This window comes from Pseudomonas sp. GM84 (genome assembly GCF_000282535.1).
Classification (GTDB): domain Bacteria; phylum Pseudomonadota; class Gammaproteobacteria; order Pseudomonadales; family Pseudomonadaceae; genus Aquipseudomonas.
Map to the genome: position 1 here is coordinate 1 of NZ_AKJC01000088.1, position 22,192 is coordinate 22,192.

25 protein-coding genes and 1 riboswitch are annotated in these 22,192 nt (G+C 65.4%); of the genes, 5 read left to right on the top strand and 20 right to left on the bottom strand.

Going from position 1 to position 22,192, the window contains the following annotated elements; genetic code table 11:
• Window positions 1-176 precede the first annotated feature (176 nt).
• The 15 genes from PMI38_RS06985 to cobO all read right to left on the bottom strand — a co-directional run bounded on the left by PMI38_RS06985 (window position 177) and on the right by cobO (window position 12,653).
• Entirely contained in the window at window positions 177-728 is a 552-nt protein-coding gene (locus tag PMI38_RS06985) for a glutathione peroxidase (protein WP_008092134.1), read from the bottom strand.
• Window positions 729-774: 46 nt separating this feature from the next.
• Window positions 775-897 carry a hypothetical protein gene (locus tag PMI38_RS27710; protein ID WP_008092135.1) on the bottom strand — a complete coding sequence of 41 codons (123 nt, stop codon included), beginning with the start codon at window positions 895-897 and terminating at the stop codon, window positions 775-777.
• Window positions 894-2,096 (bottom strand): MFS transporter, encoded by a 1,203-nt coding sequence (locus PMI38_RS06990; RefSeq protein WP_008092136.1) that lies wholly within the window; start codon window positions 2,094-2,096, stop codon window positions 894-896. The genes PMI38_RS27710 and PMI38_RS06990 overlap by 4 nt, the downstream gene beginning before the upstream one ends.
• 63 nt (window positions 2,097-2,159) lie before the next feature.
• Window positions 2,160-2,564: a MarR family winged helix-turn-helix transcriptional regulator gene (locus PMI38_RS06995; RefSeq protein ID WP_008092137.1), complete on the bottom strand. Its 405-nt coding sequence runs from the start codon at window positions 2,562-2,564 to the stop codon at window positions 2,160-2,162.
• Between the two features lie 42 nt (window positions 2,565-2,606).
• Window positions 2,607-3,719 carry a glycoside hydrolase family 5 protein gene (locus PMI38_RS07000; protein ID WP_238540173.1) on the bottom strand — a complete coding sequence of 371 codons (1,113 nt, stop codon included), beginning with the start codon at window positions 3,717-3,719 and terminating at the stop codon, window positions 2,607-2,609.
• 171 nt (window positions 3,720-3,890) lie between these two features.
• Window positions 3,891-4,625, bottom strand: a complete 735-nt coding sequence (locus PMI38_RS07005; protein WP_008092141.1) for an adenosylcobinamide-GDP ribazoletransferase — start codon at window positions 4,623-4,625, stop codon at window positions 3,891-3,893.
• Window position 4,626: 1 nt separating this feature from the next.
• Window positions 4,627-5,190 (bottom strand): alpha-ribazole phosphatase family protein, encoded by a 564-nt coding sequence (cobC, locus tag PMI38_RS07010; protein ID WP_008092143.1) that lies wholly within the window; start codon window positions 5,188-5,190, stop codon window positions 4,627-4,629.
• Entirely contained in the window at window positions 5,187-6,242 is a 1,056-nt protein-coding gene (cobT, locus tag PMI38_RS07015; RefSeq protein WP_008092146.1) for a nicotinate-nucleotide--dimethylbenzimidazole phosphoribosyltransferase, read from the bottom strand. Before cobT ends, cobC begins: the two co-directional genes overlap by 4 nt.
• A complete protein-coding gene (gene cobU / locus PMI38_RS07020) occupies window positions 6,239-6,760 on the bottom strand; it encodes a bifunctional adenosylcobinamide kinase/adenosylcobinamide-phosphate guanylyltransferase (RefSeq protein WP_008092148.1) in 522 nt (173 codons plus the stop codon). The genes cobT and cobU overlap by 4 nt, the downstream gene beginning before the upstream one ends.
• A gap of 1 nt (window position 6,761) precedes the next feature.
• Window positions 6,762-8,216 carry a cobyric acid synthase gene (locus tag PMI38_RS07025; RefSeq protein ID WP_008092150.1) on the bottom strand — a complete coding sequence of 485 codons (1,455 nt, stop codon included), beginning with the start codon at window positions 8,214-8,216 and terminating at the stop codon, window positions 6,762-6,764.
• The gene (gene cobD / locus PMI38_RS07030; protein WP_008092152.1) at window positions 8,213-9,205 is read right to left on the bottom strand and encodes a threonine-phosphate decarboxylase CobD; all 993 of its coding nucleotides are present in this window, start codon (window positions 9,203-9,205) and stop codon (window positions 8,213-8,215) included. Before cobD ends, PMI38_RS07025 begins: the two co-directional genes overlap by 4 nt.
• Window positions 9,198-10,106, bottom strand: a complete 909-nt coding sequence (cbiB, locus tag PMI38_RS07035) for an adenosylcobinamide-phosphate synthase CbiB (protein ID WP_008092154.1) — start codon at window positions 10,104-10,106, stop codon at window positions 9,198-9,200. The genes cobD and cbiB overlap by 8 nt, the downstream gene beginning before the upstream one ends.
• Entirely contained in the window at window positions 10,103-10,753 is a 651-nt protein-coding gene (gene bluB / locus PMI38_RS07040) for a 5,6-dimethylbenzimidazole synthase (RefSeq protein ID WP_008092156.1), read from the bottom strand. The genes cbiB and bluB overlap by 4 nt, the downstream gene beginning before the upstream one ends.
• Window positions 10,750-12,045 (bottom strand): cobyrinate a,c-diamide synthase, encoded by a 1,296-nt coding sequence (locus tag PMI38_RS07045; RefSeq protein ID WP_008092158.1) that lies wholly within the window; start codon window positions 12,043-12,045, stop codon window positions 10,750-10,752. Before PMI38_RS07045 ends, bluB begins: the two co-directional genes overlap by 4 nt.
• Window positions 12,042-12,653, bottom strand: coding sequence for a cob(I)yrinic acid a,c-diamide adenosyltransferase (cobO, locus tag PMI38_RS07050; protein WP_008092160.1), 612 nt, complete (start codon window positions 12,651-12,653; stop codon window positions 12,042-12,044). Before cobO ends, PMI38_RS07045 begins: the two co-directional genes overlap by 4 nt.
• A 120-nt stretch (window positions 12,654-12,773) precedes the next feature.
• Window positions 12,774-12,994, bottom strand: a riboswitch (cobalamin riboswitch).
• A 133-nt stretch (window positions 12,995-13,127) separates the two neighbouring features.
• Here cobO and PMI38_RS07055 point away from each other — a divergent pair.
• Window positions 13,128-14,444: a PQQ-dependent sugar dehydrogenase gene (locus tag PMI38_RS07055; protein WP_008092162.1), complete on the top strand. Its 1,317-nt coding sequence runs from the start codon at window positions 13,128-13,130 to the stop codon at window positions 14,442-14,444.
• A gap of 13 nt (window positions 14,445-14,457) precedes the next feature.
• Here PMI38_RS07055 and PMI38_RS07060 read toward each other — a convergent pair whose 3' ends face one another.
• From PMI38_RS07060 to PMI38_RS07080, 5 genes are all read right to left on the bottom strand, one after another.
• Window positions 14,458-14,991 carry a C40 family peptidase gene (locus tag PMI38_RS07060; RefSeq protein ID WP_008092164.1) on the bottom strand — a complete coding sequence of 178 codons (534 nt, stop codon included), beginning with the start codon at window positions 14,989-14,991 and terminating at the stop codon, window positions 14,458-14,460.
• Between the two features lie 135 nt (window positions 14,992-15,126).
• Window positions 15,127-15,762, bottom strand: a complete 636-nt coding sequence (locus PMI38_RS07065; RefSeq protein WP_008092166.1) for a C40 family peptidase — start codon at window positions 15,760-15,762, stop codon at window positions 15,127-15,129.
• Window positions 15,763-15,888: 126 nt separating this feature from the next.
• The gene (hda, locus tag PMI38_RS07070) at window positions 15,889-16,596 is read right to left on the bottom strand and encodes a DnaA regulatory inactivator Hda (protein ID WP_008092169.1); all 708 of its coding nucleotides are present in this window, start codon (window positions 16,594-16,596) and stop codon (window positions 15,889-15,891) included.
• A gap of 237 nt (window positions 16,597-16,833) precedes the next feature.
• A complete protein-coding gene (locus tag PMI38_RS07075) occupies window positions 16,834-17,907 on the bottom strand; it encodes an AI-2E family transporter (protein WP_008092171.1) in 1,074 nt (357 codons plus the stop codon).
• A 12-nt stretch (window positions 17,908-17,919) separates the two neighbouring features.
• Window positions 17,920-18,987 (bottom strand): DUF2066 domain-containing protein, encoded by a 1,068-nt coding sequence (locus PMI38_RS07080; RefSeq protein ID WP_008092172.1) that lies wholly within the window; start codon window positions 18,985-18,987, stop codon window positions 17,920-17,922.
• 409 nt (window positions 18,988-19,396) lie between these two features.
• Between PMI38_RS07080 and purM the strand changes: the two genes are divergently transcribed.
• The 4 genes from purM (at window position 19,397) to PMI38_RS07100 (ending at window position 22,188) form a co-directional block, all read left to right on the top strand.
• The gene (gene purM, locus PMI38_RS07085) at window positions 19,397-20,455 is read left to right on the top strand and encodes a phosphoribosylformylglycinamidine cyclo-ligase (protein ID WP_008092173.1); all 1,059 of its coding nucleotides are present in this window, start codon (window positions 19,397-19,399) and stop codon (window positions 20,453-20,455) included.
• Window positions 20,455-21,108: a phosphoribosylglycinamide formyltransferase gene (gene purN, locus PMI38_RS07090; RefSeq protein ID WP_008092174.1), complete on the top strand. Its 654-nt coding sequence runs from the start codon at window positions 20,455-20,457 to the stop codon at window positions 21,106-21,108. Before purM ends, purN begins: the two co-directional genes overlap by 1 nt.
• Before the next feature lie 8 nt (window positions 21,109-21,116).
• On the top strand, window positions 21,117-21,827 hold the full coding sequence (locus PMI38_RS07095) for a DUF3108 domain-containing protein (RefSeq protein ID WP_008092175.1): 711 nt from the start codon (window positions 21,117-21,119) through the stop codon (window positions 21,825-21,827).
• Window positions 21,828-22,005: 178 nt separating this feature from the next.
• Window positions 22,006-22,188, top strand: a complete 183-nt coding sequence (locus tag PMI38_RS07100; protein ID WP_008092176.1) for a hypothetical protein — start codon at window positions 22,006-22,008, stop codon at window positions 22,186-22,188.
• Window positions 22,189-22,192: the final 4 nt, after the last annotated feature.

Sequence of the window (22,192 nt, forward strand, 5' to 3'; positions counted from 1 at the left end):
CCTGAAGTCGCAATCTGCGGCGCCTGAACTACCTCGCATGAAGATCAAGATCAAGATCAAGAGCAAGAGCAAGAGCAAGAGCAAGAGCAAGAGCAAGAGCAAGAGCAAGAGCAAGAGCAAGAGCAAGAGCAAGAGCAAGAGCAAGAGCAAGAGCACGCCGAACTGCTTGGGCATTCTCAAGGCTGCGATGCAATCGCCTTTTCAATCGCCGACCGGAACTCCGGATCATCAGGCTTGGTCAGGCTGGAGAAGTTGCCGACCACCTTGCCCTTGCGATCCACCACATACTTGTAGAAATTCCACTTCGGCGCACTGCTTTGCTGCGCCAGCTCCACAAACAGCGGAATCGCATCCTTGCCCCTCACCGCCTGCGCCTTGGTCATGGTGAACGTCACCCCATAATTGGCATAACAGACCTTGGCAGTCTTCTCCGCGTCAGCATCTTCCTGCTTGAAGTCATTCGAAGGCACACCGAGCATTTCCAAACCCTGCTCGTGATATTCCTTGTACGTCGCCTCAAGCCCCTCGAACTGCGGCGCAAAACCGCAATAGCTGGCCGTATTGACCACCACCAACGGCTTGCCGGCAAAGCGCTGGCACAGGTCGACCTGCTCCTTGCCACGCAGCTCGGGCAAGCTGCCCTGCAACAGCGCCGGGCAATCGGCAGCCCAGCTCGAAGTAGCGGCAAGCAAAGCCAGCAATGGCATCGTCAACCAGTGTGTACGCATCGAAGGTTTCTCCTGCAAGACAGTCCTTGAGCTTGCAGGGTAGCGCTTAACAAACGCCCATGCCCAGCTGCATCAACGCCAACCCGCCCCGGTGCCAGCCCCACCACACCAGCGCCAGCGCCAGTACCGCGGCCGCCAGCAGCAGCCCGCGGGCCAGGTAGCGGTTCATGCGGCTTGCGCCTGCAGGCGAGCGACCGGGCGTTCGCGCACCGGCCAGTTGAGAGCAGCAGCCAGCAGACTGAGCAGGATCGAGATCTGCCAGACCAGGTCGTAGTTGCCAGTCTGGTCATACACCACACCGCCCAGCCAGCCACCCAGGAAGGCGCCCAGCTGGTGGAACAGGAACACGATGCCACCAAGCATGGACAAGTTGCGCACGCCAAATACCGTAGCCACCGTGCCGTTGGTCAAAGGCACGGTCGACAGCCACAGCAGGCCCATCGCAATGCCGAAGAGGTAGGCACTGACCTCACTCACCGGCGCCCACAGGAACAAGCCGATCACCACCGCCCGCAGCAGGTACAACGCGGTCAACAGGCGCGGCTTGGACATCCGCCCGCCCAGCCAACCGGCGGTGTAGGTGCCAACGATGTTGAACAGCCCGACCAGCGCCAGCACCGTGGTGCCGGTGGTCGCCGGCAAATGCTGGTCGACCAGGTAGGCCGGCAGGTGTACGCCGATGAACACCACCTGGAAACCACAGACAAAGAAGCCCAGGGCCAGCAGCCAGAAGCCGGAATGCGAACAGGCCTCGCGCAGGGCCTGGCCCAGCGTCTGCTCCGCCCCGTGGCTCGGCAGCGGACGATCCCGCAGCAGGCCGACAAAAGGCACGATCAACGCCACCAACAGGCCCAGCACCAGCAACGCGGCCGACCAGCCCAGCCATTCGATCAGCCCGAGGGTGCCCGGCAGCATGGCGAACTGGCCAAACGAACCGGCGGCGCTGGCGATGCCCATGGCCATGCTGCGTTTTTCTGCCGGTACGGCGCGGCCAACCACACCCAGAATGACCGAAAACGACGTGCCGGACAGACCAATACCAATCAGCAGGCCTGCACTGAGCGACAGCGACCAGGCCGAATCGGCCGTACTCATCAACAACAAGCCAGCGGCATAGAGGATGCCACCGATGATGACCACGCGCGCCGCGCCAAGGCGATCAGCCAGGGCCCCGGCAAAGGGTTGAGCCAGGCCCCAGATCAGGTTCTGCAGGGCAATGGCGAAGGCGAACACCTCGCGGCCCCAGCCAAAATCGGCGCTCATCGGCGCCAGAAAGAGGCCGAAGCCGTGCCGGACACCCAGTGACAGCGCCAGGATCAATGCCGCCCCTACCAGAATCCACCCGCTGGTTCGCCACACCGAAGTCATTGTCGTTATCTCCAGCACATCGCAAGGTTATGCGGGTATATACCCGCGTTCAATCGAAGCCGATCAGGCCAACCGCTCCAGCAAGCGCACCAATTCATCACGCTGCCCTTCGCCCAAGTGCTCCACCAACGACGCCTGCGCGTGCTCCCATGCCGGATGGGCGAGCCGCAGGCGCGCCGCTCCCGCCTCGGTCAACAGCACCACGCGGTTACGCTGGTCGTCACCGTCAGCCAAGGCCACCAAGCCCTCGGCCTCCAGCACACGCAGGTTGCGGCCCAGGGTGCTGCGCTCCAGGCCCATGGCCTCGGCCAGCGTGGTGATACTGGGGCGATCGAGTCGCTGCAGATGACGCAGCAAGGAAAACTGGGCAACGTTGATGCCGAAGCCCGCCAGGGCCTCGTCGTAGTGTCGGCTCACCCCGCGGGCGGCACGACGCAAATGGGTGCAGATGCATTCACTGGTCAACATGATTACGTGTATATACCCGCAACCTGGATGTTGCAAGAAGTTTCATTGTGCCAACCGCTGCCGAATAGGCTCGAACTCTGCCGTGGCGCGCCGGGGCAAAGTGTCCGGGATGCCCTGCTCGATGGCCTGCCAATAACGCCCCGGCACCTTTGCCGAGCCGAGTTCGTAATCCATGCCATCCCAGCTGTCCTCACGAAAGCTGTAGAAGGCCCAATGCAGCCGGTTACGCTCCAGTACCGTGAGGACGTCTTCCAGGTACTGCCGACACCCTGGCAAGCGCCGCATGCACCCGAACTCGCCGACCACCAGCCGTGAACGTGGCACCTTCATCGCGTCCACCCATGCCAGCGGCTGGGCAAGGTACTGCCCGACACGCTGGCCATCCCAGTGCTGAAGCTCGCCCGCGAATGGCACCGGGCCAGGATAGGCAAACGGCTGCTTGCGCGCCATGTTCGGCGCACTGGTGGCAGCATAGGGCTCGTACATGTGTACGCTGTAGAGCACGCGCTCGTCCGGCAGCGGTTCTGGCCAATAGCTGAAAGCATCGGCGCCTGCATACCAGCCCGCGTCGACCATGACGGGCGTGCGCGTATCCACTTCGCGGATGGCCGCGAGCAGTTGGCGATACAGCGCTGGCAGGTCGCGTGAGCCGCCTCTTGCCTGCGCATACCACTGCTGCATCTGCTGCGCAGGGGCATGCTCGGCCAGGCCGCCCTGCTTCTCCGGGGCCGGTTCGTTGATCAGGTTGTAGGCGGCAATGGCCGGATGGTCCTTCAACTCGCGGGCCAGGTCGCGCCAGAACGCGGCGGCCTGAGTCCAGAAGCGTTTGTCCTGCCACAAACGGTCGTCGAACTGGCCTTGGTTGTTCTGCGACCAGCGCATGCCCGGCAATGACAGCGGCGTGATGACCACCTTGAGCCCTGCCTGATGGGCGCGATCAAGGGTGGCACGCAGGCGATCCAGGTCCGCTTCGGGCAGGCCCTGGTAGTGGTCGGCATCGCCTAGCAGAAAGTCGCGCTGCGCCGGCTGCCATTTATCGTAGGAAAGCCGCACCCAACTGGCGCCATAGCCGCGCAAGGCCTCGAAGTAGGCCTGATCGGGCGGAAGGCGATTGAAACTGTTGCCGCCGTGGCGGGGGACACTCCAGAAGTCGATGAAGTCTGCGGCGGTGGCGAGCGGAGCGAACAACGCCAGCAGGCTGGCAAGGATCCAGCGATACATGGAAGGCCTCCCTGGCCGATTGGACAGAAGGCCGAAGATACTCCGCCTGAGTGGGAAACGTGGCGCTGATGCGTTGCTGAAAATGACTGCCCACCGGACCCTGCGTCAAAGCCTGAGCGCCAGCCCCAGCAGCACCGTGAGCTCCAGCAACTCCAGCAGAGCCCCGGCGGTGTCCCCTGTCGTCCCGCCCAAGCGTTGGCACATCATTCGTCGCAACCAGCAGAACACCCCAAGCGCCGCCAGCATCGCCCAGGCCGAAGTCCAACCAGCAAACACAAGGCACCCCAACACGCTGGCCAGCAGCACCCAAACGGCTGCATGCCGTGGCAGGTGCTCGGCCAAGGCCTGCCCCAGGCCGCCCGGGCGCACGTAGGGCGTGCAAAGGAACAACCCAAGCATCGCCGCCCGCCCCACCACCGGTGCCAGCACCAGCAACGCACCCGCGTCGCGCTCGACCAGCACCCACAAGGCGCAGAATTTCAGCAGCAACACCAGCACCAGGGTGACCACGGCAATCGGCCCGCTGCGTGGGTCTTTCATGATCTGCAGCGTGCGCTCCCGGTCGCCGAACCCGCCCAGCCAGGCATCGGCGCTGTCAGCCAGGCCATCCAGGTGCAAGGCCCCACTGAGCAATACCCACAGCGTCAGCAGCAAGGCCGCCTGCAGCGGCGCCGGCGCCCCCTGCAGCAGGTGACTGGCGAGCCACAACAGCAGGCCGAACAGCAGCCCTACCAACGGGTAGTACAGCAACGAGCGCCCCATTTGCTGCGGCTCGGGCATACCCGGCAAACGTACCGGCAGGCTGCTGAGAAACTGCAAGGCGATCCAGAAAGGCAGCATCTCAGCGCACCTCCCGCAGCAGGTTGCCCGTCAAATCCAGCTGCACCAACGCCCCATGCCCAACTTCGACCTGCAACAGTTGCTCCTTGGGCAAGCCACGGGCCCGCGCCAGCAACAGGCGCATGACGCCGCCATGGGTGACCAGCAACACGCGCTTGCCTGAGTGCACCCGGCGCAGGCGTTCGATGCCCGCCAGGACACGCTCGGCGAAGGCGCTGACCGGCTCGCCAGCAGGCGGCGTATAAGCATAAGGGTCAGCCCAGAAGCGCCCGAGCTCATCTGCCTGGGTTTCCATGATCTGCAGGGCAGTGCGCCCTTCCCACTCGCCGAAATGCAGCTCTTGCAAGTCAGCTTCACGCTGCACCGGCAGGCCCAGGCGCGCGCCCAGTTCGTCGGCAAAGCGCGCACAACGCTGCAAGGGCGAGCTGACCAGCACTTGCCAAGGCCCAGCCGCAACCACGGCCGCGCGCATCTGCGACCAGCCTTTATCGGTCAGGGCATCGTCGAGGCTGCCGCGCAGGCCGCCTTGCTCGGTTTCACCGTGGCGCAGCAGGTCGAGGATCATGCCGGGCGGTCCGCCACCGCCGCTTCGGCGAAGGTCGCCATCTGCCCGTGCAGGGCGCAGGCCAGACGCAGCAGTGGCACGGCCAGGGCCGCACCGCTGCCCTCGCCCAGGCGCAGGCCCAGGGCCAGCAGCGGTTCGGCGTCCAGTGCGGCAAGCAGGGCCTTGTGCCCGGGCTCGGCGCCTTGGTGGGCGAACAGCAGCCAGGCACGACATTGCGGGTTGAGGTGCACCGCCACCAGCGCAGCGACACTGCAGATGAAACCGTCCACCAGCACCACGATGCCCTGCTGCGCGCAGGCCAGGTAAGCACCGGCCAACGCGGCGATCTCGAAGCCACCGACGCAGGCCAGGGCCTCCAGGGGCTGGTCGGCGCGCAGGCCATGCAGCACCAGGGCACGCTCGATCACTTCGGCCTTGTGCCGCACGCCGGCGCTGTCCAGGCCGGTGCCTGGGCCGCTGAGGTCACGGGCCGGGCAACCCAGCAGGATGCAGGCCAGGGCCGCAGCGGCCGTGGTGTTGCCGATGCCCATCTCGCCGCCGATGAACAGCTGCGCGCCGTTTTCGGCCGCGCGTCGGACGCTGTCACGGCCCGCCTGCAGGGCTGCCTGCAACTGGCCATCGGTCATCGCCGGCTGGCGCGCGAAGTTGGCCGTGCCGGCGCCCAGGCGCAGGTGGCGCACGCCCGCCAGTTCCAGGTGCGGGTCGACCGTCCCCAGGTCGATCACTTCAAGGCTGGCTTGCAGCTGGCGCGCCAGTACGCTGATCGCCGCGCCACCGCCCACGAAATTGCGCAGCATCTGCCCGGTCACCGCCTGCGGGTAGGCCGAGATGCCCTCCTCGACCACGCCATGGTCACCGGCAAAGATCGTGATCGCGACCTGCTCCAGGGTCGGCCGCTCACGCCCTTGCAAACCGGCCAGCGTCACCGCGAGCCCTTCCAGCTGGCCGAGTGAACCGGCGGGTTTGGTCAGCTGCTGCTGGCGGGCGCGGGCCTGCTCCATGGCGGCGGTGTCGAGCGGTTGGCAGGCGTCACGCCACCAGGGTTGGTTCATAGTGCAGGTCCTTTGAGCATGAGAGGCAGGCCGGCGACGGTCAGTACCACGCGCTGGCAACGTTCGGCCACGGCCTGATGCAGCCAACCGGCCAGATCGACGTAGCGTCGTGTGAGTTCGCCCATGGGCACGACGCCCAGGCCCGTTTCGTTACTGACCAGAATGAGCGTGCCGGGCAACTCTTCGAGGCAGTCGAGCAGCGCATCTCGCTCTTCGGCCAGGCGTTGCTCGTCTTCGAGCATCAGCAGGTTGGTCAGCCACAGGGTCAGGCAGTCCACCAGCAGGCAGCGCCCTTCGGCGGCTTCGGCACGCAGCACGGCGGCCAGCGCCAGCGGCTCTTCGATCAGCCCCCACTCGGCAGGCCGGCGCTGCCGGTGCAGTTGCACCCGCTCGTTCATTTCGCCGTCCAGCGCCTGGCTGGTGGCGATGTAGGTCACTGGCAGGCCGCTGTCGCTCGCCAGCTGTTCGGCCAGGCGGCTCTTGCCCGAGCGGGCGCCGCCAAGGATGAGATTGAGCATGTCAGGCGACTCCACACAATTGGCGCAGCCGGGCGTTATCCAGATGCTGTTCCACCAGGTCGGCCAGGCGCTCGATGTCGCGTTCGCGCAGGGCTTCGTAATCGATGGTCTGCACCGCTTCGAGGCCGGCCCAGCGCAGCAGTGCGGCGCACGACTGGCTGCCTTCGAACAGGCCATGCAGATAGGTGGCGAGGATTTGCCCGTCGGCACTGACAGCACCGTCACTGCGGCCATCGGCAAGCTGCACAGCGGGGTGCTGCAGCGCTGCGCCTGTGGTGACACCGGCATGAATCTCATAGCCTGCCACCGGCGAGCCTTCGAGGTTCAAGGTGCCAGCCACATTGCGCAGCTGCTTTTCGGCTTCGAGCACCGTGGCGTAGTCGAGCAGCCCCAGCCCCGGGCTTGAGCCGGCTGGCCCTTCCAGGCCGAGCGGGTCGTGCACTTCGCGGCCGAGCATCTGCAGGCCGCCGCAAATCCCGATCAGCTTGCCGCCGTAGCGCAGGTGCCGGGCGATGGCCGTGTCCCAGCTACGCTCGCGCAGGTGCGCCAGGTCGCTGCGCACGCTCTTGGAGCCGGGCAGGATGATCAGGTCGGCCGGCGGAATCGGTTGGCCGGGGCCGATGAATTGCAGGTCCACCTGCGGGTGCAGGCGCAGCGGGTCGAGATCGGTGTGGTTACTGATGCGCGGCAGCACCGGGACGATCACCTTGAGCACACGCTCATCCTTGCTGCCCTGGCGCACGTCGATGCCGTCTTCCGCCTCCAGGTGCAGGTCGGTGACGTAGGGCAGCACGCCCAGCACAGGTTTGCCGGTGCGCGCCTCCAGCCAGTCCAGGCCGGGCTGCAGCAGGGCAATGTCACCGCGAAAGCGATTGATGACGAAGCCCTTGATCCGCGCCTGTTCGCTGGGCGACAGCAGCTCCAGGGTGCCGACCAGGTGGGCGAAGACGCCACCACGGTTGATGTCGGCAATCAGGATCACCGGGCAGTCGACCGCTTCGGCAAAACCCATGTTGGCGATGTCGCCGGCGCGCAGGTTGATCTCCGCCGGCGAGCCCGCCCCTTCGACCATCACCACCGGATAGGCCGCCTCCAGGCGCTGGTGCGAGGCCAGCACTGCCTGCATGGCAACGACCTTGTAGTCGTGATAGGCCACCGCATTCATGCTGGTGACCGCGCGGCCATGGATGATCACCTGGGCGCCGGTGTCGCTGTTGGGCTTGAGCAGCACCGGGTTCATGTCGGTGTGAGGCGCCAAGCGGCAGGCCTGGGCCTGTACCGCCTGGGCACGGCCGATCTCGCCACCGTCGGCGGTCACCGCGCTGTTGAGCGCCATGTTCTGGGGTTTGAACGGCACCACACCGATGCCCTGGCGCAGCAGCCAGCGGCACAGGGCAGTGACCAGCGTGCTTTTGCCGGCATCGGAGGTGGTGCCTTGCACCATGAGCGTGGTCATGCCGTTTCCTTCTGATAAGCGGCCAGCGCCTGGGCCAGGCGCTGTTCATCGGCTTCGCCGGCAGGCAGGCCCAGGCGCACGGCAGCAGGCTGCTCGAACAGGCGGACCAGAATGCCGCGGCGGGCGAGAAAATCGTAAAGGTGCGAAGCACGTTCGCTACGCACGTACTGGAAAAGATCGCAGCCGCCGCTGGGCGCCAGGCCGTTGTGCTGCAAAAGCGTGGCCAAGCGTTGGCTGGCCTGGGCGCAGCGCTCGATCTGCGCCTGATGCGCGGCCTCATCGGCGAAGCACGCCTGGGCCAGCACGCGGGTCGGGCCGCTGACGGTCCACGGCCCAAGGCTGTCGGCCAGGCGCTGCAACAGCGGCAGTTCGGCTGCCACGCAGCCCAGCCGCACCCCAGCCAGGCCGAAGAACTTGCCGAACGAGCGCAGCACGATCAGGCCGGGGCGCTCGGCGCAGTCGACCACGCTGTGCGCGGGGGTGTTGTCCATGAACGCTTCGTCGACCAGCAGCCAGCCGCCGCGCGCGGCCAGGCGGGCGTGCCAGTGCAGCAGGCGCTCGCGGGGCACGCGCTGGCCGGTCGGGTTGTTGGGGTTGACCAGCACCAGCACGTCGAGGCTGTCGAGGGTCGCCTCGACCTGGTCCTGCTGCAGTTCGATCAGCGTATGCCCGGCGCGTTGCCAGGCGTGCGGATGCTCGGCATAGCACGGCGACAGCACACCGACGCGCCCGCGCGGGCGCAAGTGCGGCAAGGCCTGGATTGCCGCTTGCGAACCGGCCACCGCCAACACTTGGTGTGCGCCGTAATAACGGCATGCCGCAGCCTCAAGGCCGTCGTCCGTTTCCGGCAAACGCGCCCAGGCATCCTGCGGGATCACCGGGATCGGATAAGGCCAGGGCGCGATCCCACTGGACAGGTCGAGCCAGTCTTCACGCGCAATCCCGTATTGGCGTATCGCCCGCAACAGGCGGCCACCATGTTCAAGCATCGAGGTACGCTCCCAGGCAAATCAGCAGCAGCCACAGCCACACGCCGCGCTGCACCAGGCTCCAGCCGCGCTCGATGGCGTCGGCATCGGCCATCGGACCTTCACCCAGGCGGGGGCGCTCGTGCAGCTCGCCGTGGTACACAGCCGGGCCACCGAGCTCGACCGCCAGGGCCCCGGCGCCCGCCGCCATGACCGGGCCAGCATTGGGGCTATCCCACAAAGGGGCTTGCTTGCGCCAGCAGGCCAGCGCCCGGCGGGTCTTGCCGAGCAGTGCGTAGGTCAAGGCCACCAACCTGGCAGGAATATAGTTCAGCACGTCGTCGATACGTGCCGCGCACCAGCCGAAGCGCTCGAAGCGTTCGTTGCGGTAACCCCACATCGCATCCAGGGTATTGCTCAGGCGATACAGCACCACCCCGGGCGCGCCGGCGACGATGAACCAGAACAACGCGGCGAATACCGCATCGCTGCCGTTCTCCAGCACCGACTCAGTGGCCGCCCGGGCCACGGCCGGCTCATCCAGCTCGCGCGTCTCGCGGCTGACCAGGTAGCCGACACGCCGCCGCGCCTCCTCCAGGTCGCCCTGGCGCAAGGCGTTGGCCACCGGCAGCACGTGCTCGCCAAGGCTGCGCAGGCCCAGCGCGCAATACAGCGCCAGCACATCCACCAGCCAGCCGATGTAGGGCAGCCAGGACAGAATCAACGCCACCAGGGTCAGTGGCACCACGGCCAGGAACCAGGCGCTCACGCCATGGCTGCGCCAGCCGCGGCCACCCGCATTCAGGCGCTGCTCAAGGCTCGACGCCAGGTTACCGAAGGCCACCAGCGGGTGGCGCCGCTGCGGCTCGCCCAGCAAGGCATCCAGGGCCACGCCGGCCACAGTAAGCAAGGCCACGCTCATGGGCGCTCTCCCCATTGGTTTTCAAAGAGCATTTCACTCAAGGGCTGTTCCTCGGCCCAGTGTTCCAGGGCCAGCATGGGTGCCGGGTAGAACGCGGTCACCGGCCCCAGGCACAGCACCGCCACAGGCTTCGCCCCGGCGGGCATGCCCAGCAGTTCGGCCAGCGCCTGCGGGTCGAACAGCGATACCCACCCCATGCCCAGACCTTCGGCCCGCGCCGCCAGCCACAGGTTCTGGATGGCGCAGGCCAGCGAGGCCAGGTCCATCTCGGGCAGGGTGCGGCGGCCGAAAACATGGGGCTCGCGGTTGTCCATCAAGGCGGCCACCAGCACTTCGGCACAGTCATTGATGCCTTCGACCTTGAGCTTCATGAAGTCGTCGGAACGCTCGCCCAGGGCCTCGGCCGTGCGCACCCGCTCCTGCTCGACCAGCGCCTGAATGCGTTGGCGCAGGTCACGCTGACTGATACGGATGAAGCGCCAGGGCTGCATCAGGCCGACACTGGGCGCCTGATGCGCGGCCGCGAGCAAGCGGCCAAGCAGTTCAGGGGCTACCGTCCCGCCAGCGAAGTGGCGCATGTCACGGCGCTCACCGATCGCCCGGTAGATCGCGGCGCGCTCGGCGGCGCTGTAGGCGTGTTCGCTCATGGTTGCAAGAGCGCCGCCGTCGCATCGGGGTTGGAGGGGAAATAGAAGTGTACGTAGGAGGCCGTCAGGCGGCCCAGGCGATAGACCGCTTCGTTGCCGCGCCCACCATTGGGGCTCAGGCCGCGGGCAATCGGCTCGAGGTCGGTGCTGGTCAGCGAATGATGATAGGTGTGGCCGCGCAGGATCCCTTCCGGCAATTCCACCGATTGCAGGGCCAGGGCCGCCAGGCGCTTCTGCATGGTCGCTTCGCCCGTCAGCAGGCCAAGCAGCTCGGCGCGTTCGCCCGCCACATCGGTCAAGGCATCGAGCAGGTAAAGCATGCCGCCACATTCGGCCAGCAAGGGCTTGCCGGCGTCATGGTGGGCACGGATCGCCTTGCACATCGACGTGTTGGCAGCCAGCGCGTGGTGGTGCAGTTCCGGATAACCGCCTGGCAGGTACAGGCTGTCCACCTCCGGCAGCGCACGGTCGTGCAGTGGCGAGAAGAATTCGAGCTGCGCGCCGAGCGTGCGCAGCAGATCGAGGTTGGCACCGTAGGTGAAGGCAAACGCTTCATCCTGCGCCACGCCGATGCGCACGCCGGCCAGCGATGCAGCGCACACTTGCGGCTCAGGCTCGGCGAAGGCCACTGGCGGTGGCAAGGCGGCGTCGCAGCTGGCGCCCAGGGCTTCGGCGGCGGCGTCCAGGCGCGCATCCAGGTCATTCAGTTCGCTCGCCTGCACCAGGCCCAGGTGGCGGCTGGGCAGCTCGATGCCGCGCTCGCGCGAAAGACCGCCATACCAGCGCAGGCCCTCGGTCAAGCTGCCTTCCAGCAGCTGTGCGTGGCGCAGGCTACCGACCCGGTTGGCCAACACGCCGGCGAATGGCAGGTCGGCCTGATAACGCGCCAGGCCCAGGGCCAGGGCACCAAAGGTCTGGGCCATGGCCGTACCGTCGATCACGGCCAGCACCGGCACGCCGAAGTGGCGCGCCAGGTCGGCGCTCGACGGCGTGCCGTCGAACAGGCCCATTACCCCTTCGATGAGGATCAGGTCGGCCTCGCCTGCCGCTTCCCACAGCAGGCGGCGGCTTTCCTGCGCACCGATCATCCACAGGTCGAGCTGGTACACCGGCGCACCGCTGGCCCGTTCGAGGATCATCGGGTCGAGAAAGTCTGGCCCGCACTTGAACACCCGCACCTTGCGCCCAAGGTTGCGGTGCAGGCGTGCCAAGGCGGCGGTGACAGTGGTCTTGCCCTGGCCAGAGGCGGGTGCCGCGATCAATACGGCCGGGCAATGGCGGCCCTGAGTCACAGTTCCACGCCCTTCTGGGCGCGGATACCGGCCTGGAAGGCGTGCTTGAGCATGCCCATCTCGGTGACGGTATCGGCCAGTTCGATCATTTCGGGCTTGGCCGCGCGGCCGGTGACGATCACGTGCTGCATCGGTGGCCGGGCCTGGATGTCGCCGAGCACCTGGTCAAGGTCGAGGTAGCCGTGCTTGAGGGCGATGTTCAGCTCATCGAGCACCACGAACTGCACCGACGGGTCCTGCAGCAACTGGCGGGAAACGGCCCAGGCCGCTTCCGCGGCGGCGATGTCGCGCTGGCGGTCCTGGGTTTCCCAGGTGAAGCCTTCGCCCATCACGTGGTAGCGCACCTGCTCCGGGAAGCGCCGGAAGAACAGCTCCTCGCCGGTGCTGTTGCGGCCCTTGATGAACTGCACCACACCACACTGCATGCCGTGGCCAAGGGCGCGGGCAAGCATGCCGAAGGCCGAGCTGCTCTTGCCCTTGCCATTGCCGGTCAGCACCAGCAACAGGCCGCATTCATTAGGGGAATTGGCGATGCGCTCGTCGATGATCGCCTTCTTGCGCTGCATGCGCGCGAGGTGGCGTTCGTCGCGGTCGGTGGGTTCGCTCATCAGGGTTCTCCGCAGGCTGACGCCACGATTGACGCGGCGACAGGTCGATAGACAGGCAGACGGAGAACGCGCAGGGGCCGTGGCCGGACGCCACAGTGCACCGCGCATCACCCTCCGTGATGCCGTTGGCAGTGACAGGCCGGTCTCCGGGCTCGTGAGCGGGCCTTGGCCCAAGCCTGCGCGCCTTCCCGGATGCTGGCATCCAGTGGCCGTGCGCGGCCTGCTACTCACCTACCGTTGCGGGGGCAGCGCCGGAATCGCGCCTTGCTGGCGCCCACCGGCTTCCCAGTTTCACCCTGCCCAGTCGAGGCTGGCAGGGCACCTGAAACACGCCGCGAAGGTTAGAGGGTTGCACCGGGAGCGTCAATCGACCGGGGCGATTTGCTCATGGGCGACTGCAGCCTCGCCCGAGTGAACCACCGGCAACGGGGCAAGCTCAGATTAGTCATGGACCAAACTCCGAGGGTGGTGACCATGAAGCGCATGTACAGAGTCTTACCATGGGCGCTCGGCGCCTGCCTGGCAGGTTGTGGCGACACCGCCCACCTGGAGGTGATCGACGGCACAGGCCCTGCGCCGCAGCTGCCCGCCCCTGACAAGACGCTGATTCCGACCGTCAACATCGCCCCCGCCATCGGCTGGCCGGAGGGGCGCAAGCCGATGGCGGCACCGGGCACCCAGGTCACCGCTTTCGCCGACGGGCTCGATCATCCTCGCTGGCTGTACGTATTGCCCAATGGCGACGTGCTCGTGGCCGAAACCAACGCCCCGCCCAAGCCGGAAGACGGCAAGGGGATCCGTGGCTGGGTCATGGGCAAGGCGATGAAACGTGCAGGCGCGGCCGTGCCCAGCCCCAACCGCATAACGCTGCTGCGCGATGCCGACCACGACGGTGTCGCGGAAATGCGCAGCACCTTCATCGAAGGCCTCAATTCACCCTTTGGCATGGTGCTGGTAGGCAAGGATTTCTACGTCGCCGATACCGATCGGTTGCTGCGCTTCCACTACGAACCCGGCGCCATGCAGATCCGCGAGCAAGGCCAGAAGGTCGTCGATCTGCCGGGTGGCCCGCTCAACCACCACTGGACCAAGAATGTGATTGCCAACCCCGCTGGCACCAAGCTGTACGTCACCGTGGGGTCGAACAGCAACGTCGGTGAGAACGGCATGGATCAGGAGCAAGGCCGCGCAGCGATCTGGGAAGTGGACCCGGCCAGCGGCCAGCACCGGATCTATGCCTCAGGGCTGCGCAACCCCAATGGTTTGGCCTGGGAACCCCGCAGCGGCGCCTTGTGGACGGCAGTCAACGAACGCGACGAGATCGGCAGCGACCTGGTGCCTGACTACATCACCTCGGTCAAGGACGGTGGTTTCTATGGCTGGCCGTACAGCTACTACGGGCAGCATGTGGACGAGCGGGTAAAACCGCAGGATCCACAAAAGGTCGCGCAGGCCCTGGCGCCGGACTATGCCGTGGGCCCGCACACCGCGTCACTGGGGCTGATGTTCATCGAGCCGGGGGCCCTGCCATCGCCCTTTGGGCAAGGCGCGATCATTGGCCAGCATGGGTCGTGGAATCGCAAGCCGCACAGTGGCTACAAGGTGATCTTCGTGCCGTTCGACAGCGCCGGGAAGCCGGCAGGCAAACCGCAAGACCTGCTGAGCGGATTCCTCGATGACCAGGGCAAGGCCATGGGGCGGCCGGTCGGGGTCGCCAGCGATCAGCACGGAGGGGTGCTGGTGGCTGATGATGTGGGCAATGTGGTCTGGCGGGTGAGCAAAGTGCGATAGCCACCCGCTGCGCTCAAGGGTTCTGCGCCAGGTGCCCTGGTGGAATCACCCGCTTGGCTTGCAGGTAGGCCTTGGACCAGTAGCTGTTGGACAGGTAGTCCAGACGCACCGTGCCACCTGCCGAAGGCGCATGCACGAAGCGCCCCTCACCCACGTAGATGCCTGCATGGCTGACCTGCGAACCGCCACCGGTGGCGAAGAACACCAGATCGCCCGATTGCAGCGCATTGGAAGCAACAGTGGGCGCGCGCATGACGATCATCTCGCGGGTCGTGCGCGGCAGGCTGATGGCGGCGGCATCGCGGTAGACATAGCCGATCAGACCACTGCAATCGAAACCGGAATCGGGGGTATTGCCGCCCCAGCGATAAGGGGTGCCCACCAGGCCAATGGCGCGGATGAGCACGTCATCGGCTATCGGCGAGGTGGCGGCAGGGGCGTAGGTGACCTGTGGCTTGGCCACGGGGGCCGGTGCCGGGGCACGGCTGGAGCAGGCGGCGAGCAATGCCACCAGGGAAAAGAATGCGAAGCGCGCCATTATCGCCATGGCCAGAACATCCTGTCTGAGACCGCAGGGCCGCAGCCGAAAAGTGTTGAGAATTTAGATTAGACGCTTTTTGTAAACGCGCACGGCGGCGAGCTTTTAAGCATCGCCGCCGTGGCAGGATATAGCATATTGATATCAGTTGCGCGCGATATTGCTGGCCGGCGCCATGGCCAAGGCACGCTTGGCTTCGATGAAGGTCTTGCTCCAGTAGCGGTCACCGAGATTGTCGATGCGCACGCCACCGCTGCGGCGGCTGCTGGAGTGGATGAACTGATTGTCGCCCAGGTAGATACCGGCGTGGCTGACGCGGCCACGGCCATTGGTGCTGAAGAACAGCAGATCACCTGGCTTGAGCTTGTTGCGGGCAACCTTGGGCGCGTCGACGTTGATCATTTCGCGGGTCGAACGTGGCAGGTTCATGCCAGCTTCTTCGCGGAACAGGTAGCCGATGAAACCGCTGCAATCGAAACCGGCCTCGGTGGTGCCGCCGAAGCGGTAGCGGGTGCCGATCAGCGACATGCCGCGTTCGAGGATGCTGTCGGCCAGGACCGGCAGTTGGTAAGGCTTGCTGCTGGAGAAGGCCTCCAGGTCATCTTCGGTAGCCTGCATCTCTTCACCGAATACCGACGAAGGAGAAGCCTTGGCATCGATCCCCGCCTGGCGGGCGACCGAGGTGTGATCCTGTGGCTGGGAAACTGGGGCTTGGGCCGCGCAGCCAATCAGCAGGGTCACGAGTGCGAGTGGCACGAGGGGTGCAAAGCGCTTGAGCATGGGCACGACCGTGTCTGTAATCCTTTAGAAGGGGGAAACTATGCCTTCTATCGGGACCATTTGCAAATTTTATCGAAAAACATGTGACTTTTTTGTTTTTCGCCCGCAGCCCAGCAAAGACGGGGCTTACCAGCCGAGAGTCTCTTTCAGGAATGGGATCGTCAGCTTGCGTTGCGCCTGCAACGAAGCCTGATCGAGGCGTTCGAGCAGGTCGAAAAGCGCACTCATGCTGCGGGTGCCGCGGGTCAGGATGAAATGGCCGACTTCATCGGTCAGGTGCAGGCCACGTCGCGAAGCACGCAGTTGCAGGGCTCGCAACTTGTCTTCATCGGAGAGGCCGCGCATCTGGAATACCAGGGCAAGGGTCAGGCGCGACTTGAGGTCAGGCAGCTTGATCGGCAGTTCCCGGGGCGAAGCCGATGCGGCCAGCAGCAGGCGCCGACCGCTGTCGCGCAGGCGATTGAACAGATGGAACATCGCCTCTTCCCAATCCGCCTTGCCTGCGATCACATGCAGGTCATCGATGCACACCAGTTCGTACTGCGCCAGGTAGTCGAGCAGTTCCACGCCACGGTCGAGCAATTGTGCCAGCGGCAAGTACACGGCAGGTTCGCCGCGCTGCTGGAAACGGTGGGTGGCGGCCTGCAACAGGTGACTGCGGCCAACGCCCTGCTTACCCCACAGGTAGATGAGGCTTTCGGTCCAGCCGGCGTCGGCTTCGCATAACCGCTCGACATAGCCCAATGCCGCGGCATTGGCGCCCGGGTAATAGTTGATGAAGGTGGCGTCATCACGCAGACGCACACCCAGGGGCAACTGGATCGGTGGTTTCATGCTGGCGGGCGGTCGGGAGGACCACAGGGGGCCTTAAATGAACGGTGTGCAAAGTCTATACCCGCAACGCGGGGGGCACAATCGCCCAGGCAAATAGCATAAGCAAAATCAACAAGTTGCACTGTCTGGGGCGGCTGTTCAGCCCTTTCGCCGGCAAGCCGGCTCCGACAGTGGCAGTACCGCTGCACCCTGTGGGAGCCGGCTTGCCGGCGAAAGGGCCGCAGCGCTGCCCCACTTTCACAACTCAGGATCGATATCACCGGCATACATGCCCGACTCTTTGTAGACATCATGCACATGCCGCAACAGCACCATGATCACCGCAGCGACCGGCAATGCCAGCAACACACCCGTGAACCCGAACAGCTCGCCGCCGGCGAGAATAGCGAAGATCACCGCCACCGGATGCAGGCCGATCCGGTCGCCGACCAGCAACGGCGTCAGCACCATGCCTTCCAGCGCCTGCCCGACCATGAACACCGCGACGATTCCCAGCATCGGGTACAGATCGCCGCCAAACTGGAACAGCCCGGCGACCAGCGCCGCACCGATACCGATGATGAAGCCCATGTACGGCACGATGGCTGCCAAGCCTGCCAGCATGCCGATCAGCAGCCCCAGCTCCAGCCCCACCAGCATCAAGCCGGCGGAATAGATGACCCCCAGGGCCAGCATCACCATCAACTGGCCGCGCACGAACGCCCCCAGCACCTCATGGCATTCCCCGGCCAACCCCACCACCTGCGACTCACGCTGACGCGGCAGCAGGCCGCGCAGCTTGGCCATCATCACGTCCCAGTCGCGCAGCAGGTAGAAACCCACTACCGGGATCAGCACAAGGTTGGCCAGCCAGGCCAGCAGCGCCAGGCTCGACGCGGTGGCCTGGGACAGCAGGACGCCGACGATATCGGTGGTCTGGCCCATGTGTTCGCCAATCGCCGCCTTGATCTTGTCGAACTTCCAGAAGCCATCGGCCAGCCCCAGGCGGTGCTGTACCCAGGGCAGCGCCTCGTGCTGCAACCAGTCGAGCATCTGTGGCGCCAGCTCATAGAGGCGCAACAGCTGCTTGGCCAGCATGGGCACCAGGACCAGGAGCAGGGCCAGCAGGATGAGGGTGAACAGGCTGAACACCACCACCACACCCCAGGTGCGTGAAAGCCCCAGGCGTTCCAGGCGGTCGACCAGAGGGTCAGCCAGGTAGGCCAGCAGAATGCCCACCAAAAACGGCGAGAGGATGTTGTGCAAGCTATAGAGAAGCACGGCGATCAGCAGGGCCGCGCCCAGCCAGATCCAGCGACGGGTATCGAGCATCTTTGCCTCTCCTTACCAGCGGAAGCGCAAGCCGTCGAACGGCTTGGCTACAGGCGGGCTGGCGGCGGGCTGGCCCGTCGGTGAGGTTGTGTCAGGCGCGGGCGCTGGCGGCGTCACGGGTGCCTGCTCGGCCGGCAATTCCTGCAGCTTGGCCAGGCCGAGCTGGGCGCGCAGTTGCTCGCGGTCGGCGGTAACGGCGTAGGTCAGGGTCTTGCCATCGGCCATCTTCAGGCGTGGGCCGTAAGGTTCGAGCACACGGCCCAGTTCGGCATAGCGCTGCAGGTTCATGCCCTGCACCTGCAGCTGCAGGCGGCTGCTGGCGCCAGGCCGGGTCACGTAGCGCGGCGCCAGGCGGCTGCTCACCGCCAGCATCACCGCGTCGGCCAGGGCGGCCTCGTCGGCACCTTCGACACTGCCTTGCTCGTGCTGCTTGCCCAGCCATAGCTGCCACTTGCCTTGCCATTTACCGTCAGCTTGCTGGGCATGCACCGCCAGCAGGGCATCGGCGCCGTAACGCTCGGCAGCCTGGCGCAGCGGCGCGGGGTCGCTGCCTTCCAGTTGCTTGGCATTGGCCACCAGTTGCTCCTGCAGGTCGGCCAGCGGCAAGCGCAGCGGCAGCCCGCGGTGCTGGGCGGCACGGCGCAGGGGTTGGGCGCTGGCCTGGCCATCGCCCACCAGGTTGCTGCCCTCGGCACTGTCGTTGAGCCACCAACCGAGCATCGAAGGCCGGTTGCTGCCCCACAGCGCCAGCCCGGCCTTGCGCAGGGCCCGCTCGGTGCTGCCTGGGTCGAACTCGACCATCACCGACTCGGGCGGGCCCGCCTCGCTGCCGATCTGGTTGATGATTTGTTGCGGGTCCTTGCGCAGCTCGGCCAGCGCCGGGCTCTGCGCCGCCTTGGGGTCGCCGGTCAGGCGCAGCACCAGGGTATCGAGGGCTTTGACGGTGGCGGCGGCACGGGCCTCGGCGCCCTGCCCTTCGACCGGCTCACGCACCTGATACAGGCTGGAGACGGTTTCGGCCTGCGTGGTGAGCGAGACCAGCGCCAGGCAGGTGGCGGCCAGAATGTAGGAAAGACGCATGGGGGATTCCTGTCCAGATAACACGGAGCAACGTGAGCGTAGCGCAGGGTGGGACCATTGCTGAGGGCAAAGTGCTCCCTTTACCTTATATAGGCATGAGATCGCTTGCGCGATCTGTGTGGGAGCCGGCTTGCCGGCGATGGGGCCGGTACAGGCACAACACGGTCGCCTTGGGCAGCCTGTTCGGGCCCTATCGCCGGCAAGCCGGCTCCCACAAGGTGCTCGGCTTTGCCATGATTTTCACCATTTCCTGCCCTGCCCGTCGGCCTGAGGATGGCCGCTGCCCGGCAACCCTGATAAAATCGCGCGCCTTCACAGACCTCTGACGTTTCAGGCAGCCGTGCCTCCCCGCCGGCCTTGGCCGTCACGGTCGTTTTTACGAATCCCTCCCTCTTAAAGGCCTGGATCAATGAGCAAGCAACCCTCCCTGAGCTACAAGGACGCCGGTGTAGACATCGACGCCGGCGAAGCACTGGTCGAACGCATCAAGGGCGTGGCAAAACGCACCGCACGCCCTGAAGTCATGGGTGGCCTGGGTGGCTTCGGCGCCCTCTGCGAGATCCCGGCCGGCTACAAACAGCCTGTGCTGGTCTCCGGCACCGACGGCGTCGGCACCAAGCTGCGCCTGGCGCTGAACCTGAACAAGCACGACAGCATCGGCCAGGACCTGGTCGCCATGTGCGTCAACGACCTGGTGGTCTGCGGCGCCGAGCCGCTGTTCTTCCTCGACTACTACGCCACCGGCAAGCTCAACGTCGACGTGGCCGCCACCGTGGTCACCGGCATCGGCGCCGGCTGTGAACTGGCTGGCTGCTCCCTGGTCGGCGGCGAAACCGCCGAAATGCCAGGCATGTACGAAGGCGAAGACTACGACCTGGCCGGCTTCTGCGTCGGCGTGGTGGAAAAGGCCGAGATCATCGACGGCTCCAAGGTCGCCACTGGCGACGCGCTGATCGCCCTGCCCTCCTCCGGCCCGCACTCCAACGGTTACTCGCTGATCCGCAAGATCCTCGAAGTGTCCGGCACCGACATCGAGAACACCCAGCTCGACGGCAAGCCGCTGACCGACCTGCTGATGGCGCCGACCCGCATCTACGTCAAGCCGCTGCTGCAACTGATCAAGCAGACCGGCGCGGTCAAGGCCATGGCCCACATCACCGGTGGCGGCCTGCTGGACAACATCCCGCGCGTCCTGCCGAAAAACGCCCAGGCCGTGGTTGACGTGGCCAGCTGGCAGCGCCCGGTCGTGTTCGACTTCCTGCAGGAAAAAGGCAACGTCGATGAACACGAAATGCACCGCGTGCTGAACTGCGGCGTCGGCATGGTCATCTGCGTAGCCCAGGACCAGGTCGAAGCCGCCCTCAACGTCCTGCGCGCCGAAGGCGAGCAGCCGTGGGTCATCGGCCGCATCGAGCAGGCCGCCGAAGGCGCTGCCCAGGTCGAGCTGCAGAACCTCAAGGCACACTGATGCCAAGTTCGCCCTGCAATGTCGTGGTACTGCTGTCGGGTTCCGGCAGCAACCTGCAAGCTTTGATCGACAGCTGCCGCGGTGAAACCAGCCCAGTACGCATCGCCGCGGTGATTTCCAACCGCGCCGATGCCTACGGCCTGCAACGGGCTGCGGCGGCCGGCATCGCCACTGCCGTGCTGGACCACACTGCTTTCGACGGCCGCGAAGCCTTCGATGATGCGCTGATGGCGCGCATCGACGGTTTCGCCCCGGACCTGGTGGTACTGGCCGGTTTCATGCGCATCCTCAGTGGTGGCTTCGCGCGCCATTACCAAGGCCGCCTGCTCAATATCCACCCGTCGCTGCTGCCCAAGTACAAGGGCCTGCATACCCACCGACGGGCGCTGGAAGCGGGCGACACCGAGCATGGCTGCAGCGTACACTTCGTCACCGAGGAACTCGATGGCGGCCCTCTGGTCGTACAGGCAGTGGTACCGGTCGCGCCAGCTGATACAGCTGAAAGCCTGGCGCAACGGGTACACCACCAGGAACACCAGATCTACCCGCTGGCAGTGCACTGGTTTGCCGAGGGGCGCTTGCGCCTGGGTGAACAGGGTGCGTTACTGGATGGCCAGCCCCTGCCGGCCAGTGGTCATTTGATTCGACCCTAGGAGAAATTATGCGTCGCGCCCTGCTCTTGGCTCTTGCCGTGCTTGCCCTGCCCCTCCAGGCAGCTGACCTGAAGCCTTTCTCGGCCAGCTACACCGCCGACTGGAAGCAATTGCCCATGAGCGGGACTGCCGAGCGCAGCCTGGTCAAGAATGCCAACGGCACCTGGGACCTTAACTTCAAGGCTTCCATGATGATCGCCAGCCTGACCGAGCAAAGCACCCTGCGCCTGGACAACGACACACTGTTGCCGCAGAAGTATCACTTCGAACGCGGCGGCCTGGGCAAGGCCAAGAAGGTCGACCTGAACTTCGACTGGAACGCCAAGAAAGTGACCGGCAGCGACCGCGGTGACGCAATCAGCCTGCCGCTCAACCGCGGCGTGCTGGACAAGTCCTCCTACCAGCTGGCACTGCAGCATGACGTGGCCGCTGGCAAGAAAAGCATGACCTACCAGGTGGTCGACGGTGACGAGATCGACACCTACGACTTCCGCGTCCTGGGCACCGAGAAAGTCACCACCAAGACCGGCCAGGTCGATGCGGTGAAGGTCGAGCGCGTGCGCGACCCGAGCCAGAGCAAGCGCATCACCGAACTGTGGTTCGCCAAGGAATGGGACTACCTGCTGGTGCAATTGCGCCAGGTCGAAACCGATGGCAAGGAGTATGTGATCGTGCTGCAGGATGGCACGGTCGACGGCAAGGCGGTGAAAGGCAACTGATTCTCTGCAGCCCGTAATACTCGGAGCCCCGCCCTGTGCGGGGCTTCTTTTTGCCTGGGATATCCACCGGTACATGAAACTTGTTTCATGGCGGTTTTACTTACTTAGCCTGCTAACAAACTCTATAAAAGGGGTGTGCGACACAATGTCGCAACCAACCAAGAAGTGGAGTTTACCGATGACAGTCCAAGTAACCGAACGCGACGAATCGAGAATGTCCCACGAAGGCCTGGCCGCTGGCGTGCGGATCTGGGATGTGCACCAGCAGGGCCAACTGGTGGGCATGTTCCACCATGAACATGAAGCTCACCAGTACCGTGTAGAGCTCGAAGACCTGGAAAACCAGCGCGACATGCAGTGACCCC